Consider the following 17067-nt stretch of genomic DNA (forward strand, 5'->3'; position numbering starts at 1 on the left):
GCCCCGACCCAGCGGAGCGTTCAGCGTCGCTCGGGCTTCGCGCTGCGCGACATCAGCTCCTTGACCGCGACCACCGGCGACTTCCCCTCGTGCACGATCTCGAAGACCGTCTCGGTGATCGGCATGTCGACATCGTGCCTGCGGGCCAAGTCCAGTACGGACTCACAGGACTTGACGCCCTCCGCGGTCTGCTTGGTGACCGCGATGGTCTCCTGGAGGGTCATGCCCTTGCCGAGGTTGGTGCCGAAGGTGTGGTTGCGCGACAGCGGCGAGGAGCAGGTCGCCACCAGGTCGCCGAGGCCCGCGAGCCCGGAGAACGTGAGCGGATCCGCGCCCATCGCGATCCCGAGCCGGGTCGTCTCGACGAGACCCCGGGTGATGAGCGAGCCCTTCGCGTTGTCCCCGAGTCCCATGCCGTCCGCGATGCCGACGGCGAGCCCGATCACGTTCTTCACCGCGCCGCCGAGCTCGCAGCCCACGACGTCGGTGATGGTGTACGGCCTGAAGTACGGGGTGTGGCAGGCGGTTTGGAGCCGGCGGGCCACGGCCTCGTCGGTGCAGGCGACCACCGCGGCGGCCGGCATCCGGGAGGCGATCTCGCGCGCGAGGTTGGGTCCGGAGACCACGGCGATCCGGTCCCGGCCGACCTTCGCGACATCCTCGATGACCTCGCTCATCCGCATGACGGAGCCGAGCTCGACGCCCTTCATGAGGGAGACGAGGACCGTGTCGGGCGCCAACAGGGGTGCCCAGTCGGCCAAGTTGGCGCGCAGGGTCTGCGAAGGGACCGACAGGACGGTGAAGTCGGCGTCGGCGGCGGCCTCGGCGGGGTCGGTGGTGGCCCGCAGGTTCTCCGGGAGTTCGACGCCCGGGAAGTAATCGGGGTTCGTACGCGTGGAGTTGATGGCCTCGACGACCTCCGCGCGACGCCCCCACAGCGTGACCTCGCACCCCGCGTCGGCGAGCACCATGCCGAAGGCCGTGCCCCATGAACCGGCGCTGAAAACGGCCGCCTTGACCGGCTTGCTCACGTGCCCTGCCCCTCTTCCTGCTCGACCTTCGGCTCGGTCGCCGACTCGGCCCTGGACTCCAACTGCTCGGTCTCCGCGGCCGTCCGGCGCCGCTGCTCGATCCGCTCGCGGCGCGGATCGTAGGGCGTCTCGGGTGCCTTGGCGCCGCGGATCTGCTCCAACAGGCGTGTGATGTCGGCCATGATGACCTCGGTCGCCTCTTTGAGGAGGTCCGGGCTCATGTCCTTGCCGTAGAAACGCGTGAGGTCCACCGGCGGGCCCGCGAGCACATGGCTGGTCTTGCGCGGGAAGACGTGCAGCTTCTTGGCGTACGGCGGCAGCAGTTCGTTGGCGCCCCACTGGGCGACGGGAATCACCGGGCACTTGGTCTGGAGGGCCACGCGCGCGGCACCGGTCTTGGCGGTCATGGGCCACTGGTCGGGGTCCCGGGTGATGGTGCCCTCGGGATAGAACGCGACGCATTCACCGCGCTCAACGGCGTCGATCGCGGCGCGGAAGGCGCTCAGCGCGTCCGTGGTCTCGCGATAGACGGGGATCTGTCCGGTGCCGCGCATCGCGGCGCCGACGAATCCCTTGCGGAATAGCCCGCTCTTCGCCAGGAATCGCGGAACGCGCCCGGTGTTGTACTGAAAGTGAGCGTACGCGAGGGGATCTACGTGTGAATTGTGGTTCACCGCGGTGATAAATCCGCCCTCGGCCGGAATGTGTTCCATTCCACGCCAGTCCCGCTTGATCAGAACCAGCAGCGGCGGTTTGCAGAGGACCGCTGCGAAGCGGTACCAGAACCCGATTCTGCGGCGGGGCACGCGAACACCTTCCTCTAGGACCTGGGGGGCCGCACAAGTGTCGCCCCAGGCCGTCGGTCTGTCGAGAACACCGTACGCCCCGCCACCGACAACGCCAGGGGCGCCGGGTGACAATGACCGTGACAAGAGAGGGACGGAACCCGCGTGCAGTGGACCTTGGTCATACCCCTGAAGTCTCTGGCGCGAGCCAAGACCAGGCTCTCGGACACGGCCGGCGACGGGCTGCGGCCGGGGCTGGCCCTCGCCTTCGCGCAGGACACCGTGGCGGCCGCGCTGGCCTGCCCGGCGGTCCGCGATGTGGCGGTCGTCACGGGCGACGCCCTGGCCGGGCGCGAACTGGCCGCGCTGGGCGCCCGTATCGTCGCGGACGAGCCGGGAGACGGCCTGAACGCCGCTCTGCGGCACGCGGCGACGGTCGTGCGGGTTTCCCGACCCGAAAGCGCGGTGGCGGCCCTGAACGCCGATCTGCCGGCTCTGCGCCCCTTGGAATTGGCGCGGGTCCTGGACGCGGCGGCGGAATTCCCGCGCGCTTTTCTCGCGGACGCCGCCGCAATCGGCACCACCTTGCTCACCGCGCGCGCGGGCCGTGAATTGCGTCCGGCATTCGGCACCGATTCCCGCGCCCGCCATCGCGCCTCCGGCGCCGCCGAACTCGCCCTGGACGCGGTGGATTCCGTACGGCAGGACGTGGACACGGGTGAGGACCTGCGCGCGGCGCTGGCCCTGGGCGTGGGGCCGCGCACGGCGGCGGCGGCCGCGGGGCTGCTGATTCCGGGACGGCCGGGGGCGGTGGGCGGGCAGTAGGCTGCGGCCATGCAGGCGACCGCTTTCACCTACGACGCCGGGACCCGTACCGGCAGTGTGCTGCTCGACGACGGCACCCCGGTGTCCTTCGACGCCGCCGCGTTCGACGCGGGCGGGCTGCGGCTGCTGCGGCCGGGACAGCGGGTGCGGATCGAGACCGAGGGGCCGCGGGACGGCCTCAGGGTCACACTGGTGACGCTGCAAACCTTCTGAACGCCCGTGCACGGGCCGTGAACACGCCGCGGGCCGGACTCCCATGGGGAGTCCGGCCCGGCGCGTGAGTGCCGTGCGTTCCGCCGACTAGCGGGTGGCGGTGGCCTTCTTGGCGGTGGTCTTGCGTGTGGTCGACTTCTTGGCCGGGGCCTTCTTGGCGGTGGCCTTCTTGGCCGCCGCCTTCTTGGCGGTGCCGGTGGCCTTCTTGGCCGCCGTCTTCTTGGCCGTCGCCGTGGTCTTCTTGGCGGTCGCCTTCTTGGCGACGGTCTTCTTGGCGGTGGCCGTCTTGGCCGCCGTCTTCTTCGCCACGGTCTTCTTCGCGGTGGCCGTCGCCCTCTTGGCGGTGGTCTTCTTGGCCGCGGCCTTCTTGACCGTCGCCGAAGCGGTGCCGCTCAGGCTGCCCTTGGGCGCCTTCTTGACGGCGACCTCGCCACCACGCGGGAGCTTCTTCGAGCCGCTCACCAGGTCCTTGAAACCCTGGCCCGCGCGGAAGCGCGGAACGGAGGTCTTCTTGACCCGAACCCGCTCGCCCGTCTGGGGGTTGCGGGCGTAACGGGCCGGACGGTCGACCTTCTCGAACGAACCGAAGCCGGTGACCGAGACCCGGTCCCCACTGACGACGGCACGGACGATGGCGTCCAGTACCGCGTCGACCGCCTCGGCGGCCTGCTGACGGCCACCGACCTTGTCCGCAATCGCTTCTACGAGCTGCGCCTTGTTCACGTCTTCCCCTTCGGAGACATTGCCGGAACGAAAGTGTTCAGGCTTTTCCGCACGTTAGGCAGATATATACCGCAAATCAAACACGAAACGGGCTAATCACCCGTGCGCCGCAACGAACTCGGCTGTCCTGGACTTGTTCAGCGTTCCTCTTCGGGGAATCGACCCGCGTCGAGGTCGGCCGTGAACCGGTCCAGTCGCCTTGTCGCGTCGGCGAGATCGTGCTTGGCCGCGGCCGTAATGACCAGCAGCTTCCGGGCCAGCGCCATCCGTACGCCCTCCGGGACTTGCAGTGCGCGCACCCTTGTGTGCGCTTCCTTGAGTTGGTCCGCGACTGCCGCATAGAGCTTGAGTTGGCCGTCGTGTTCCATGCACAGATTGTGCCATCTGGGGCGAGTTGTCGCCTGCGGGGGTCGCAACTGGTGCCTCGAACGGCCTGACGGAGCCCGGCGGCAGCCTTGGCTCAAAGCTGCGCCTACCCAGTCAACACCCTGTCTAACATGGGAAGTTGAGGGATGCGTTGGAGGCGCGCGGGGCCGTTCGAGTGCAGACATGGCTGTACCCCCAATCGTGGCGATCGGGGGTACAGAGGGTGTCGCGGTGGCCGGATCTCGACCTGGTGCGGGGGTTGGGGTCAGACCTGGACCGTCCGCGGCTTGTACGAGGGGCGCTTGGCCTCGTACGCGGAGATGTCGCCCTCGTTCTGGAGGGTGATGGAGATGTCGTCCAGTCCGTTCAGCAGCCGCCAGCGGGCGTTCTCGTCGAGTTCGAAGGCGGCGGTGATGCCCTCGGCGCGCACCTCACGGGCCTCCAGGTCGACCGTGATCTCGGCCTGCGGGTCCTTCTCGGCGAGTTCCTGCAACGCGTCCACGATCTTCTGCTCCAGAACGACCGTGAGCAGGCCGTTCTTCAGCGAGTTGCCGCGGAAGATGTCGGCGAAGCGGGAGGAGATGACAGCCTTGAAGCCGTAGTTCTGGAGCGCCCACACGGCGTGCTCGCGGGAGGAGCCGGTGCCGAAGTCGGGTCCGGCCACCAGGACCGTCGCGCCCTTGCGCTCGGGGCGGTTGAGGATGAAGTTCTCGTCCTTGCGCCAGGCCTCGAACAGCCCGTCCTCGAACCCGTCCCTGGTCACCTTCTTGAGCCAGTGCGCGGGGATGATCTGGTCGGTGTCCACGTTGCTGCGGCGCAGCGGGACGGCCCGGCCGGTGTGCGTGGTGAATGCTTCCATGACTCTCAGACTCCAGCGGGCACAGGGGCGTCGGACAGATCGGCGGGCGAGGCCAGGTGGCCCAGCACGGCGGTCGCGGCGGCGACCTGCGGCGAGACCAGGTGCGTACGGCCGCCCTTGCCCTGCCTGCCCTCGAAGTTGCGGTTGGAGGTGGACGCGGAGCGCTCACCGGGCGCCAACTGGTCCGGGTTCATGCCCAGACACATCGAGCAGCCCGCGTGCCGCCATTCGGCGCCGGCCTCCTTGAAGACGACGTCCAGGCCCTCGGAGACGGCCTGGAGACCGACCCGAGCGGAGCCGGGAACGACCAGCATCCGTACGCCGTCGGCGACTTTGCGGCCCTCGACGATCGCCGCGGCGGCCCGCAGGTCCTCGATCCGGCCGTTGGTGCACGAACCTACGAAGACGGTGTCGACCTTGATGTCGCGCAGCGGCTGGCCGGCCTCCAACCCCATGTATTCCAGGGCCTTTTCGGCGGCGAAGCGCTCCGAAGCGTCTTCGTACGAAGCCGGATCGGGGACGGACGCCGAAAGCGGCGCGCCCTGACCGGGGTTGGTGCCCCAGGTGACGAACGGCGCCAGCGAGGGACCGTCGATGACGACCTCGGCGTCGAATTCGGCGTCGTCGTCGGTCTTCAGGGTCTTCCAGTACGCGACGGCGGCGTCCCAGTCCTCGCCCTCGGGGGCGTGGGCGCGGCCCTTGATGTACGCGAAGGTGGTCTCGTCGGGGGCGATCATGCCCGCGCGGGCACCGGCCTCGATCGACATGTTGCAGATGGTCATCCGGGCCTCCATCGAGAGTTTCTCGATGGCGGAGCCGCGGTATTCGAGGATGTAGCCCTGGCCGCCGCCGGTGCCGATCTTCGCGATGATGGCGAGGATCAGGTCCTTGGCGGAGACGCCGTCGGGCAGTTCGCCGTCGACGGTGATGGCCATGGTCTTCGGGCGGGCCAGCGGCAGCGTCTGGGTGGCCAGCACGTGCTCCACCTGGGAGGTGCCGATGCCGAACGCCAGCGCGCCGAAGGCGCCGTGGGTGGAGGTGTGGGAGTCACCGCACACGACGGTGGTACCGGGCTGGGTCAGACCCAACTGCGGTCCTACGACGTGGACGACACCCTGCTCGACATCGCCCAGGGAGTGCAGGCGCACGCCGAACTCGGCGCAGTTCTTGCGCAGCGTCTCCAGCTGGGCCCGGGAGACCGGGTCCGCGATGGGCTTGTCGATGTCGAGGGTCGGGGTGTTGTGATCCTCGGTGGCGATGGTGAGGTCGAGGCGCCGCACGGGACGCCCGGCCTGGCGGAGACCGTCGAAGGCCTGCGGGCTGGTCACCTCGTGCAGCAGGTGCAGATCGATGAAGAGGAGGTCGGGCTCGCCCTCGGCGCGCCGGACGACATGGTCGTCCCAGACCTTCTCCGCGAGTGTCCTACCCATCGCTTTCCCTCCGGCCGGCGAAACAGCGCCGGCCCAACTAGAGATCTTGAGGAGACGGCGCTCGCACCCCTGGTTCACGGGCAGCCGCCGCCTGGCCCGTTTGGTACGCGGGCCGCTGTGCCTACAAGAGTTGCGCGTCTCACGAAAAAAGGAACTTGCGTTTCACAGAGTGAGACGCGAGTATCGTTTCATGGACAACAGTAGCGGCGTCGGCGTCCTGGACAAGGCAGCCCTTGTCCTGGGCGCTCTGGAGTCCGGTCCGGCCACCCTCGCGGGTCTGGTCGCGGCGACCGGGCTGGCACGACCCACGGCACACCGGCTGGCCGTGGCCTTGGAACACCACCGCATGGTGGCGCGCGACATGCAGGGCCGTTTCATTCTCGGCCCCCGCCTCGCCGAGCTGGCCGCGGCCGCCGGCGAGGACCGGCTGCTCGCCACGGCGGGCCCGGTGCTCACGCATCTGCGGGACATCACCGGCGAGAGCGCGCAGCTCTACCGCCGCCAGGGCGACATGCGCATCTGCGTCGCCGCGGCGGAACGCCTGTCCGGACTCCGGGACACGGTCCCGGTCGGCTCGACCCTCACGATGAAAGCCGGCTCCTCGGCCCAGATCCTGATGGCCTGGGAGGAGCCGGAGCGCCTGCACCGCGGCCTCCAGGGCGCCCGCTTCACCGCCACGGCCCTGTCGGGCGTACGGCGCCGGGGCTGGGCCCAGTCCATCGGCGAGCGCGAGCCGGGCGTCGCGTCCGTCTCCGCGCCCGTGCGCGGCCCCTCGAACCGCGTGGTGGCCGCGGTGTCCGTCTCCGGCCCCATCGAGCGCCTGACGCGCCACCCGGGCCGAATGCACGCCCAGGCGGTCATCGACGCCGCCGCGCGCCTCTCCGAGGCGCTGCGCCGCACCGGCTGATCCCCCGGAACACCACAGAAGGGCCTGCCTCAACGCCGCGGCAGGCCCTTCGTCATGTCCGGACCTACTCGGAGGTCACCCGCTCCGACCGATACGCGAACCGATCCTTCGCCCGCCTCCCCCGCCGCTCCACCGGCACCTGTCCGTGCGCCGCCGCGAGCCCGAAGGCCGGCATGTCGGCGTAGATCGCCTCGTACGACCCCTCCGGCACCACATAGCTCTCGTGCCACAGCCCCACATGCCCGCGTACCTTCCCCGCCTTCTCCTTGCGGTTGATGATCGCCCACGCCTTGTGGTGGAGCATGTCGGGCGAACTCGCGTACGCGTAGAGCTTCTCCTTGGACTCCCAGTACTGGACGACGTAGTACGTCCGCGGGGACGCCGTCAGCAGCACGTGCCCGAGTAGTCCGCGACCGGGATCCTTCCCCAACTCCCGCAGCATGCGCGGCATCGCGAGGAGCACCGGCATCCAGTGGTGCACGGCCCAGAAGCGGTTGATGCGCATGCCGATCAGCAGCACCACCACCTCCCCCTCGGCGGCAGCGGTGGTACGGCCGTTGACGGTCTTCGCGAACATGGCGCCCCCTTGTTGGGTACCGGCACTATCCGATGACCCGTGTTTGGATAGTGCCGGTATCCGAGAAAGGGCGCAAGACATGCGGCTGTCCGAGTTGAGCGAGCGCAGCGGTGTGTCCATCGCGACGATCAAGTACTACCTGCGCGAAGGCCTGTTGAGCCCCGGCCGCCAGGTCAACACGACGACCGCCGAGTACGACGAGGAGCACTTGCGCCGACTGCGACTGGTGCGCGCGATGATCCAGGTCGGCAGGCTCCCCGTGGCGACCGTCCGCGAGGTGCTCGGCCATGTCGACGACGACTCCCTCGGCCGTACGATCCGGCTGGGCGCGGCACTTTGGGCGTTGCCGCAGGTTCCCGAGCCGGACGCGGAGGACGAGTACGTCCAGGCCGCGCACCGCGAGGTGGACCAGCTCCTGGAGACGCTGGGCTGGTCCAACTCCCAGGCGCTGGTGACCATTTCACCGTCGTACCGCTCACTGGTGGTGGCGGTGGCGGCACTTCGCCGGCTCGGGTACGACTGGCCCCCCGAACTGGTCGTGAACTACACCAAGTTGATGCATCAGGCGGCCGTCCTCGACCTGGACTTCGTGGAGACGCATCCCTCGGAGGCCGAGAAGGTGGAGACGGCGGTCGCGGGCGCGATCTTCGTCGAGCCGGTGCTCCAGGCGCTGCACCGGTTGGCGCAGGAGGAGGAGTCGGCGCGGCGGTACGGCTTCGAGTGAGCGGGAAGTGAGCGGGACACGCGAAAGGCCCTCCATCGAAGTGGAGGGCCTTTCGTCTGCGTACCCCCGACCGGATTCGAACCGGCGCTACTGCCGTGAGAGGGCAGCGTGCTAGGCCGCTACACAACGGGGGCGTAGATCATGCAGGCGTTGAAAACTACACAGCCGCAGATCAGAGCTGGTCTACCAGGACTCGAACCTAGAATGACGGTACCAGAAACCGTAGTGTTGCCAATTACACCATAGACCAAGGCATTTCGAGGTAAAACGTACCCCCGACCGGATTCGAACCGGCGCTACTGCCGTGAGAGGGCAGCGTGCTAGGCCGCTACACAACGGGGGCCCTAGCGATCCTGCATGGAGGGCGGCGGGTGCGACCCGGACCGCCTTCCTGGGAAGGATCTGTACCCCCGACCGGATTCGAACCGGCGCTACTGCCGTGAGAGGGCAGCGTGCTAGGCCGCTACACAACGGGGGCGTTGCAGATGCTGTGTTCAATTCAAGGCATCTGCGATGCTGGCCTACCAGGACTCGAACCTAGAATGACGGTACCAGAAACCGTAGTGTTGCCAATTACACCATAGGCCACTAAAATGCAAGTCCTTCTGGGGACCTTGTTCCAGTTGACGCCTCCGGTTCCCTGGCCTTTCGGCCCGCTCTCCGGCGGCGCAGGAACAACATTACCTGAAGGTGGACGGGGCTCCAAAACGGGTATCCGTGCCGAGCAGAGCGGGGAGTTCGGCCAAGGATCCGATCCTGTGCCGCCCCACCAGGGCCTCGACGGAGGCGTGCCCGTCGTGGCGGTCGATCCAGACGGAGAGCAGACCGGCGTCCGCTGCGCCCCGCCCGTCGATCTCCGGGTGATCACCGACATACGCGACTTCGTGCGGCGGCAGTCCCAGCGCCTCGCAGGCCGCGAGGAAGGCGCCGGCCTCGGGCTTGGAGACGCCCAGCTCGGCCGCGCACAGGATGACCTCGAAGCGGTCGTGGACCCCGAGGGTGCGCAGCTTTCGGTCCTGCACGGTGAGGCTGGAGTTGGAGAGGACCGCGTGGCGGTGACTGGCCGCGAGGGTGTCGAGGACGGGCAGGACGTCCGGGAAGAGGGCCCAGGCCGTCTCGTAGTGGGTCTTGTAGCGCCGGAACCAGTCCTCGGCCTCGGCGTCGGTCAGCGCCCGGTCCAGGAAGTGCCGGACCCGGTCGAGCCGCTGCCCCTCGAAGGAGACCTCCCCGGCCGAGAACCGCGCCCAGTGGAACTCGGTGGCCAACCGCCAGCGCTCCAGGGCCGCCACCAGGCTCTCGTGTCCGTCGAGCAGGCCCTCGGCCGCCAAGTGCTCGCGCATGGCCGCGCGGTCCGCGCCGGTGTAGTCGAAGAGGGTGTCGTCGACGTCCCAGACCACGGCCCGAATGCTCATGATCCGACAATAACGTGGGCCCCGAAGCGCGTCAGCGCCCCGGGGCCCACGTTGTCGACGGTCAGGCCGCCAGTTTCGCCAGGGCCGCGTCGATCCTGGCCAGGGTCTTCTCCTTGCCCAGGATCTCCAGGGACTCGAAGAGCGGCAGGCCGATCGTGCGGCCGGTGACGGCGACACGGACCGGGGCCTGGGCCTTGCCGAGCTTGAGGCCGTGGGTCTCGCCGGCGGCCAGGACGGCCTCCTTGAGGGACTCGGGCGAGGCCCAGTCCGCCGACTCCAGCTTCTCGCGGGCCGTACGGAGGAGGGCGTCGGAGCCCTCCTTCATGGCCTTCGTCCAGGACGCCTCGTCCTCGACCGGCTCGGCCAGGAACAGGAAGTCGACGTTGTCCGTGATCTCCGACAACACCTTCAGGCGGGTCTGCGCGTGCGGTGCGACGGCCTGCCACTTGGCCTCGTCGAAGTCCTCCGGCGCCCAGGGGGCGAACGGGGCGCGCAGCCACGGGGCGCAGCGCTCGGTGAAGTCCTTCACGTCGAGCAGCCGGATGTGGTCGGCGTTGATCGCCTCGCACTTCTTCAGGTCGAAGCGGGCCGGGTTGGGGTTCACGTCGGAGATGTCGAAGGCCGCGACCATCTCGTCCATCGAGAACACGTCCCGGTCGGCCGCGAGCGACCAGCCCAGCAGGGAAAGGTAGTTGAGCAGTCCCTCGGGCAGGAAGCCGCGCTCCCGGTAGAGGTTGAGCGAGGACTCGGGGTCGCGCTTGGAGAGCTTCTTGTTGCCCTCGCCCATCACGTACGGCAAGTGCCCGAAGGACGGTACCGACTTGGCGACGCCCAGCTCGATCAGCGCCTTGTAGAGGGCGATCTGACGGGGCGTCGAGGAGAGCAGGTCCTCGCCTCGCAGGACGTGGGTGATCTCCATCAGGGCGTCGTCGACGGGGTTGACGAGCGTGTACAGCGGGGCGCCGTTGGCTCGTACGATCCCGTAGTCCGGGACGTTCTCCGGGGTGAACGTCAGCTCGCCGCGGACCAGGTCGGTGAAGGTGATCGTCTCGTCGGGCATCCGGAAGCGGACGATCGGCACCCGGCCCTCGGCCTTGTACGCGTCGACCTGCTCGGCGGTGAGGGCGCGGCAGTGGCCGTCGTAGCCGGAGGGCTTGCCGGCGGCGCGGGCGGCGTCGCGGCGGGCGTCCAGCTCCGCGGTGGAGCAGTAGCAGTCGTAGGCGTGGCCGGCGTCCTGGAGCCTCTTCGCGATGTCCTTGTAGATGTCCATGCGCTGCGACTGGCGGTAGGGCGCGTGCGGGCCGCCGATCTCGGGGCCCTCGTCCCAGTCGAAGCCCAACCAGCGCATGGCGTCGAGGAGTTGGCCGTAGGACTCCTCGGAGTCGCGGGCCGCGTCGGTGTCCTCGATGCGGAAGACCAGCGTGCCCTGGTTGTGCTTGGCGAAGGCCCAGTTGAACAGGGCGGTGCGGACCAGGCCGACGTGGGGATTGCCGGTCGGCGAGGGGCAGAAACGGACACGGACTGCTGGGGCGGATGCGCTAGCCACGCTTGACAACCTTGTTGGTGAGAGTGCCGATGCCTTCGATGGTGACGGCGACCTCGTCGCCGACGGTGAGCGGTCCGACGCCTGCCGGGGTGCCCGTGAGGATCACGTCGCCGGGGAGCAGCGTCATGGCCTCGGTGATGTTGACGATCAGGTCCTCGATCGAGTGGATCATCTCGCTGGTGCGGCCGAGCTGGCGCTGCTGTCCGTTGACCGTGAGCTGGATGGTGAGGTCGCTCGGGTCGAGGTCCGTCTCCACCCAGGGGCCGAGCGGGCAGGAGGTGTCGAAGCCCTTGGCGCGGGCCCACTGCTTCTCGCGCTTCTGGACGTCGCGCGCGGTGATGTCGTTGGCGCAGGTGTAGCCGAGGATGACGTCCTTGACGCGCTCGCGGGGGACCTCGCGGCACATCCGGCCGATGACGACGGCCAGTTCGGCCTCGTGGTGGAGGTCCTCGGTGAAGGAGGGGTACTGGATGTCGTCGCCGGAGCCGATCACGGAGGTGGACGGCTTGAAGAAGGCGAAGGGGACGTCCGGCACCTCGTTGCCCAGTTCGCGGGCGTGTTCGGCGTAGTTGCGGCCGTAGGCGACGATCTTGTTCGGGAGCACCGGCGGCAGCAGCCTGACCTTGCTCAGCGGGACCTTCGTGCCGGAGAGTTCGAAGTCCGCGAACGGGATGCCCTTGATGATGTCGAGGACGAGCTCGTCCGGCTTGTCGCCCTCGACCGCGCCGAAGGCGACGCTCCCGTCGATGGAGAATCTGGCGATGCGCACGGGATCCCGGCACCCCTCACTGAGCTGGCTGGAGTCTGACGCTCCAGGCTAACGCGGTGCGGGGGCGGTGCTTCGCCGATTAAGTCCTCTCCGGCGGATCAGGTCGCGGCAGAGCACCGGCGCCGGTGGACGCGGGCGAGTGCACGCCGCCCCCGCAGTGCTTCGGTGCGTGCTCCGGGGGCCGACCAAAGGCTCGGGAAGTGCCAGGCGGAAGCCTGTGCAGCGACTACTCCGCGGCGGTGGCGACCGGGATCTCCATGAGGATCGTGCGGCGCGGGTTGGCGGTCTGGGCCGGCAGGTCGAGCGAGTGCTCCGGCTGCTCCGGCGTCCGCAGTTCGTCGGCGTCGGAGAGGTGCGCCAGTGTCGTGCGTCGCGGGTTGGCGATGTTGCGGAACATCATCGTCGTCTTCACTGTTGTAGTCGACCCTCGTCAGTCCGTGGGTGGGTGGTTGACAGATTGTGCCCTCATGTAAAGCGTCAGGCTAAACATCCAATTCCCGGCCGAACGCGTGAAGACCCCATGATCCGCATGTGAGTTTGCTCACCACCCTGTGGGCATACCGACCAATTCGGACCCGCAACTCACCTCAACGAAACGGACATTGGCCCCCTGAAGCTGCTATTCCGCTCCTGATCATGGCGACTTGGGCACAACCCACACCCCAAGGGATGGTGGGGATTTGCCCACTTTGGAGTGAATAGCTTTCTACGTCTCGTGACACTGTCCTCACGGGGTGTCACACAGGTCACAGCCTGGCCTACGGGCCTTGTTGGAGATCCGGCACTGTGCTGGAATTCCACGGACCGCCGCAGAATCAGCCCGGCGCGCAGGGGGCGCAACGCAGCGCCGAGGGCGGCGGAAGGGGGAGCAGCGCCGGTCACTCACGACCACACATGGGGTGCGCGTTCAGGGCGCTCCCCAAGACGCCGACACCGTCCTTCCGTTCGCGCGGGGGACGCCTGGTCCAGAGGTTGCGACGCTAGTGCAGGGACGTTTCAAGAGGGATGGCAGTGCTCCGGCGGAGCCGGAGCCGCATGGCGGGGCTGGCCCCAACACCGGCAGCTCCTCGCCCCAGCACGCCCAGAACCCGGGCCCGGCACCGTCAGGTGAAGGCGGGGCCCCCGGGCGCCCCGGTGTGTCCGCAGCCCCGACCCCCACGCCCTCGGTGAAGCCGCCGAGCGGCACCCCCGGACCCGGCTCGCGCGTCGCTCTGCGCAACTGGCGCATCTCCACGCGCCTGGTGTCACTGCTCGCGCTCCCCGTGGTCGCCGCCACCTCGCTGGGCGCCCTGCGCATCAGCGACTCCATGACCGACATCCAGCAGCTCGACAACATGAAGCTGCTGACGGACATGACCAAGCAGGCCACCGAGCTGGCCACCGCGCTCCAGGAGGAGCGCGACCAGTCCGCCGGTCCCCTGTCGCACGGCGTCAAGGCCACCGACTACCAGATCAAGGGCTACGAGGAGAAGACCGACCGGGCCCGCGACAACTTCATCAACTCCTCGGAAGAGGTGGACAGCGCCAGCAGGAACGGAAACCTGCAAGGCGTCCGGGAGACCGTCGTCGGCCTCGCCACCGAGCTGGACAACCTCGACCGGATCCGCAAGACGGCGTACCAGTCGAAGGCCAACTCGACGCAGACGGTCGACGCCTACCACCGGCTGATCACCCAGCTGCTCGACCTCTCGCAGGACATGGCGGAGGCGACCAGCAACCCGGAGATGATCCAGCGCACGCGCGCCCTGGCCGCCTTCTCCTCGGCCAAGGAGTTCGCGTCCGTGCAGCGCGCCGTCATCGCGGCGGCCCTGCCGGCCAACAACACGACGACCGGCAAGCTCTCCGACAACGACCGGCTCTACGCCGACTCCGCGCTGGAGAGCGAGAAGTCGGACCTGAGCATCTTCCGCAACATCTACGGCGACCAGGGTGCCGAGGAGCTCATCCAGCCGATCGAGGACGGCAACGCCACGATCGACGCCGCGGACAAGTACGCGGAGCGCGCCCTCGCCAACACGAACGGCCTGGCCTCGCTGGACAAGCGGTCGTACAAGGACTGGATAGACGACAGCTCGACGAAGATCGAGCAGATGAAGAAGATCGAGCACACGCTCCTTGAGGACATGGAGCAGAAGGCCCGCGAGCTGCGCTCCGCCTCCGAGCGCGAGGCGATCATCTCCGGTGCGCTGATCCTGCTCGTGCTCGGTGTCTCCCTCGTCGGCGCCTTCGTCATCGCCCGGTCCATGATCCGCTCGCTGCGCCGCCTCCAGGAGACCGCCAACAAGGTCGCCCAGGACCGGCTGCCCGAGCTGGTCAAGCAGCTGTCCGAGTCCGACCCGCAGGACGTCGACACGTCCGTGGAGTCGGTCGGTGTGCACTCCCGGGACGAGATCGGCCAGGTGGCCGCGGCCTTCGACGACGTGCACCGCGAGGCAGTCCGCCTCGCCGCCGAGCAGGCCCTCCTGCGAGGCAACGTCAACGCGATGTTCACCAACCTCTCGCGCCGCTCCCAGGGCCTCATCCAGCGTCAGCTCTCGCTCATCTCCGAACTGGAGTCCCGCGAGGCCGACCCGGACCAGCTGTCCTCCCTCTTCAAGCTCGACCACCTCGCGACCCGCATGCGCCGTAACGGTGAGAACCTCCTGGTCCTCGCCGGTGAAGAGCCCGGCCGCCGCTGGACCCGTCCGGTCCCGCTGGTCGACGTGCTCCGCGCCGCCGCCTCCGAGGTGGAGCAGTACGAGCGCATCGAGCTGTCCTCCGTGCCGACCACCGAAGTGGCCGGCCGCGTGGTCAACGACCTCGTGCACCTGCTCGCGGAGCTGCTGGAGAACGCGACCTCGTTCTCCTCGCCGCAGACCAAGGTCAAGGTCACCGGTCACGCGCTGCCCGACGGTCGCGTCCTGATCGAGATCCACGACACCGGTATCGGCCTCTCCCCCGAGGACCTCGCGGCGATCAACGAGCGGCTCGCCTCGCCGCCCACCGTGGACGTCTCGGTCTCCCGCCGCATGGGTCTGTTCGTGGTCGGCCGGCTGTCCCAGCGCCACGGCATCCGTATCCAGCTGCGCCCCTCCGACTCCGGTGGTACGACCGCGCTGGTCATGCTCCCGGTCGATGTCGCCCAGGGCGGCAAGAAGCCCGCTCCGGGCAAGCAGGGCCAGCCCGCTGTCGGTGCTGCGGCTGCCGCCGCCGGTGCCGGTGCCGGTGCGGCCCGCCGGGGCAACGGTCAGGGCGGCTCCGCCCTCGGCGCGGGCGCTCCGGCGAACGGCGGACTGCTCGGTGCCGGTGCCGCTCCGCGCGGCCAGGTCGGTTCCGGTCAGGGCCCGCGGGCCGCGCTGCCCGGTGCGGGCGGTGGACGTCCGGGTGGTCCCGGTGGCCCGGGTGCGCCCGGCGGTGCGCGTGGCCCTCAGGGTCCCTCGGCGCCGCAGGGCCGTCCGGCGGCCGGTTCCGGTGCCGGTCTCTTCGGTCAGGCTCCGGGCGCCCCCCAGGGCCTTCAGGCGGCCGGTACGGGCGCTCCCCAGGGCTTCGGCGACGGACGTCAGGACGCCTTCGGCGGGACCCCTCCGCAGCAGCAGAACGGCGCGGTTCCCCCGCAGCGTGCGAACAACGAGCCCGAGCCGCCCCGCGGCGGTGGCCGGCGCCGTGGGCGTCAGCCGCAGCTCCCGCCGCGCGGTGGTGCGCGGGCCGAGCTGCCGGGCGGCAACAACCAGCGCCCCAGCTGGAGCGACGAGAACGCGCAGCCCCCGCTGGGCCGCGGCAACCTCGACGCCCCGCGCGGTCACGACGAGCGCGACGCCGAGCAGACCTCCCGGATGCCGCGCATCGACGACCGTCAGGGCCCCGGCACGCAGGAGATGCCGGCGATCCCGCGCATGGACGCGCAGGACAGCAGGCAGTTCCCGCGCCCGGGCACCAGCGGACCGCAGGACACGGGCTCGTTCCCGCGTCCGGGTACGAGCGGACCGCAGGACACGGGTTCCTTCCCCCGGCCGAACGTCAACGGGGCCCAGAACACGGGCCAGTTCCCGCGTCCGGGCGCCAACGGGTCGCAGTCCAACGGCCAGTTCCCGCGGCAGGACTTCGACACCCCGCGTCCTGGTTCCAACTCGCAGCAGAACGGCGGCCAGTTCGTCCGCTCGGACGTCTTCGGTGCTCCGAACAGCCCGGCCAACAACCCGTCCAACCCGGCCAACACGGGACAGTTCGCCGTCCCGCAGGCCTACGACGGCAGTTCCACCGGCCAGTTCGCGACTCCCGGTTTTGACAACGGGTCCACCGGTCAGCACAATCTGCCGGGCCGTCAGAACCCCGGGAACACCGGGCAGTTCGACCGTCCGCAGGTCAACGGGAATCGCAACGGCGCCGACTTCGGCACCGCGCGTCCGCCCGCCCCGCAGCGTCCCACCCGCCAGGAGCCCGAGGCGTTGCCGCCTGCCACGGGTCCCGGTGACGGCAGGACGCCGCTGTACGACACGCTGGAGACCAACTGGTTCCACGGCCAGCAGGCGGAAGCGCAGAGCCAGAGCAACGGCTCCGCGCCCGCCCCGCAGCCGCAGGCACCGATGGCCCCGGCGACACCCCCTCAGCGTCCCACGGGCGGTACCTGGCGCAGCTCGCCGAACGACGATCTCGTTCGGCAGGCGGAGCGCGTAAGGCAACCGGCCGCGGGCGGCGTCACCACCTCCGGCCTGCCGCGCCGGGTGCCCAGGGCGAACCTCGTCCCGGGCACGGCTCAGCAGCAACAGCACCAAACCGGTCCGCAGGTCTCGCGTGCGCCTGATGACGTACGCGGCCGGCTGACCAATCTCCGTCGGGGCATCGCACAGGGCCGCCAGGCCGGTACGGGTACCGGCCAGACCGGCAGCTTCCCCAGCCCCACTCACCAGCAGGAGCGTTAGTT

Annotated in this window: 16 protein-coding genes and 5 tRNA genes; 5 read left to right on the forward strand and 16 right to left on the reverse strand. The window is 69.3% G+C overall.

What is annotated here, in order from left to right:
* Positions 1–20: 20 nt before the first annotated feature.
* Both ACWIHT_RS19935 and ACWIHT_RS19940 read right to left on the reverse strand, forming a co-directional pair.
* Positions 21–1031, reverse strand: coding sequence for an NAD(P)H-dependent glycerol-3-phosphate dehydrogenase (locus ACWIHT_RS19935; protein WP_456169444.1), 1011 nt, complete (start codon positions 1029–1031; stop codon positions 21–23).
* A complete protein-coding gene (locus ACWIHT_RS19940; RefSeq protein ID WP_456169445.1) occupies positions 1028–1837 on the reverse strand; it encodes a lysophospholipid acyltransferase family protein in 810 nt (269 codons plus the stop codon). Before ACWIHT_RS19940 ends, ACWIHT_RS19935 begins: the two co-directional genes overlap by 4 nt.
* Positions 1838–1981: 144 nt before the next feature.
* Here ACWIHT_RS19940 and cofC point away from each other — a divergent pair, with 144 nt between their 5' ends.
* Both cofC and ACWIHT_RS19950 read left to right on the forward strand, forming a co-directional pair.
* Positions 1982–2641, forward strand: coding sequence for a 2-phospho-L-lactate guanylyltransferase (gene cofC, locus ACWIHT_RS19945; protein WP_456169446.1), 660 nt, complete (start codon positions 1982–1984; stop codon positions 2639–2641).
* A 9-nt stretch (positions 2642–2650) separates the two neighbouring features.
* Positions 2651–2854, forward strand: a complete 204-nt coding sequence (locus ACWIHT_RS19950; protein WP_456169447.1) for a hypothetical protein — start codon at positions 2651–2653, stop codon at positions 2852–2854.
* 87 nt (positions 2855–2941) lie between these two features.
* Here the strand turns inward: ACWIHT_RS19950 and ACWIHT_RS19955 are convergent, their stop codons facing one another.
* From ACWIHT_RS19955 to leuC, 4 genes are all read right to left on the reverse strand, one after another.
* Positions 2942–3577, reverse strand: coding sequence for an HU family DNA-binding protein (locus ACWIHT_RS19955; protein ID WP_200713348.1), 636 nt, complete (start codon positions 3575–3577; stop codon positions 2942–2944).
* 137 nt (positions 3578–3714) lie between these two features.
* Positions 3715–3945: an SCO5555 family protein gene (locus ACWIHT_RS19960; RefSeq protein ID WP_019068724.1), complete on the reverse strand. Its 231-nt coding sequence runs from the start codon at positions 3943–3945 to the stop codon at positions 3715–3717.
* A gap of 263 nt (positions 3946–4208) precedes the next feature.
* On the reverse strand, positions 4209–4802 hold the full coding sequence (gene leuD / locus ACWIHT_RS19965) for a 3-isopropylmalate dehydratase small subunit (RefSeq protein WP_266862695.1): 594 nt from the start codon (positions 4800–4802) through the stop codon (positions 4209–4211).
* Positions 4803–4807: 5 nt separating this feature from the next.
* On the reverse strand, positions 4808–6232 hold the full coding sequence (gene leuC, locus ACWIHT_RS19970) for a 3-isopropylmalate dehydratase large subunit (protein ID WP_456169448.1): 1425 nt from the start codon (positions 6230–6232) through the stop codon (positions 4808–4810).
* 190 nt (positions 6233–6422) lie between these two features.
* On the opposite strand from leuC, the gene ndgR reads away from it, so the two are divergent.
* Entirely contained in the window at positions 6423–7139 is a 717-nt protein-coding gene (gene ndgR / locus ACWIHT_RS19975; RefSeq protein ID WP_019068721.1) for an IclR family transcriptional regulator NdgR, read from the forward strand.
* Between the two features lie 64 nt (positions 7140–7203).
* On the opposite strand, the gene ACWIHT_RS19980 is transcribed toward ndgR, so the two are convergent.
* On the reverse strand, positions 7204–7716 hold the full coding sequence (locus tag ACWIHT_RS19980) for a DUF4188 domain-containing protein (protein ID WP_456169449.1): 513 nt from the start codon (positions 7714–7716) through the stop codon (positions 7204–7206).
* A 79-nt stretch (positions 7717–7795) separates the two neighbouring features.
* On the opposite strand from ACWIHT_RS19980, the gene ACWIHT_RS19985 reads away from it, so the two are divergent.
* Positions 7796–8440 (forward strand): MerR family transcriptional regulator, encoded by a 645-nt coding sequence (locus ACWIHT_RS19985; RefSeq protein ID WP_456169450.1) that lies wholly within the window; start codon positions 7796–7798, stop codon positions 8438–8440.
* Between the two features lie 61 nt (positions 8441–8501).
* On the opposite strand, the gene ACWIHT_RS19990 is transcribed toward ACWIHT_RS19985, so the two are convergent.
* The 9 genes from ACWIHT_RS19990 to ACWIHT_RS20030 all read right to left on the reverse strand — a co-directional run bounded on the left by ACWIHT_RS19990 (position 8502) and on the right by ACWIHT_RS20030 (position 12579).
* A tRNA-Glu gene (locus ACWIHT_RS19990) sits at positions 8502–8574 on the reverse strand.
* Between the two features lie 44 nt (positions 8575–8618).
* Positions 8619–8690: transfer RNA gene (locus tag ACWIHT_RS19995), tRNA-Gln, on the reverse strand.
* A gap of 20 nt (positions 8691–8710) precedes the next feature.
* Positions 8711–8783: transfer RNA gene (locus tag ACWIHT_RS20000), tRNA-Glu, on the reverse strand.
* Positions 8784–8845: 62 nt separating this feature from the next.
* Positions 8846–8918: transfer RNA gene (locus ACWIHT_RS20005), tRNA-Glu, on the reverse strand.
* Positions 8919–8956: 38 nt separating this feature from the next.
* Positions 8957–9028: transfer RNA gene (locus tag ACWIHT_RS20010), tRNA-Gln, on the reverse strand.
* 92 nt (positions 9029–9120) lie between these two features.
* Entirely contained in the window at positions 9121–9852 is a 732-nt protein-coding gene (locus ACWIHT_RS20015) for an HAD family hydrolase (RefSeq protein ID WP_456169451.1), read from the reverse strand.
* Between the two features lie 61 nt (positions 9853–9913).
* Positions 9914–11398, reverse strand: coding sequence for a glutamate--tRNA ligase (gltX, locus tag ACWIHT_RS20020; protein ID WP_456169452.1), 1485 nt, complete (start codon positions 11396–11398; stop codon positions 9914–9916).
* The gene (locus ACWIHT_RS20025) at positions 11391–12167 is read right to left on the reverse strand and encodes a fumarylacetoacetate hydrolase family protein (protein ID WP_456169453.1); all 777 of its coding nucleotides are present in this window, start codon (positions 12165–12167) and stop codon (positions 11391–11393) included. The genes gltX and ACWIHT_RS20025 overlap by 8 nt, the downstream gene beginning before the upstream one ends.
* Before the next feature lie 226 nt (positions 12168–12393).
* Complete coding sequence (locus ACWIHT_RS20030) at positions 12394–12579, reverse strand: hypothetical protein (protein WP_456169454.1); 186 nt, start codon at positions 12577–12579, stop codon at positions 12394–12396.
* Positions 12580–13150: 571 nt separating this feature from the next.
* Between ACWIHT_RS20030 and ACWIHT_RS20035 the strand changes: the two genes are divergently transcribed.
* On the forward strand, positions 13151–17065 hold the full coding sequence (locus tag ACWIHT_RS20035) for a nitrate- and nitrite sensing domain-containing protein (protein ID WP_456169455.1): 3915 nt from the start codon (positions 13151–13153) through the stop codon (positions 17063–17065).
* The last annotated feature ends 2 nt before the right edge of the window (positions 17066–17067 follow it).

Source organism: Streptomyces sp. NPDC002276, assembly GCF_053891435.1.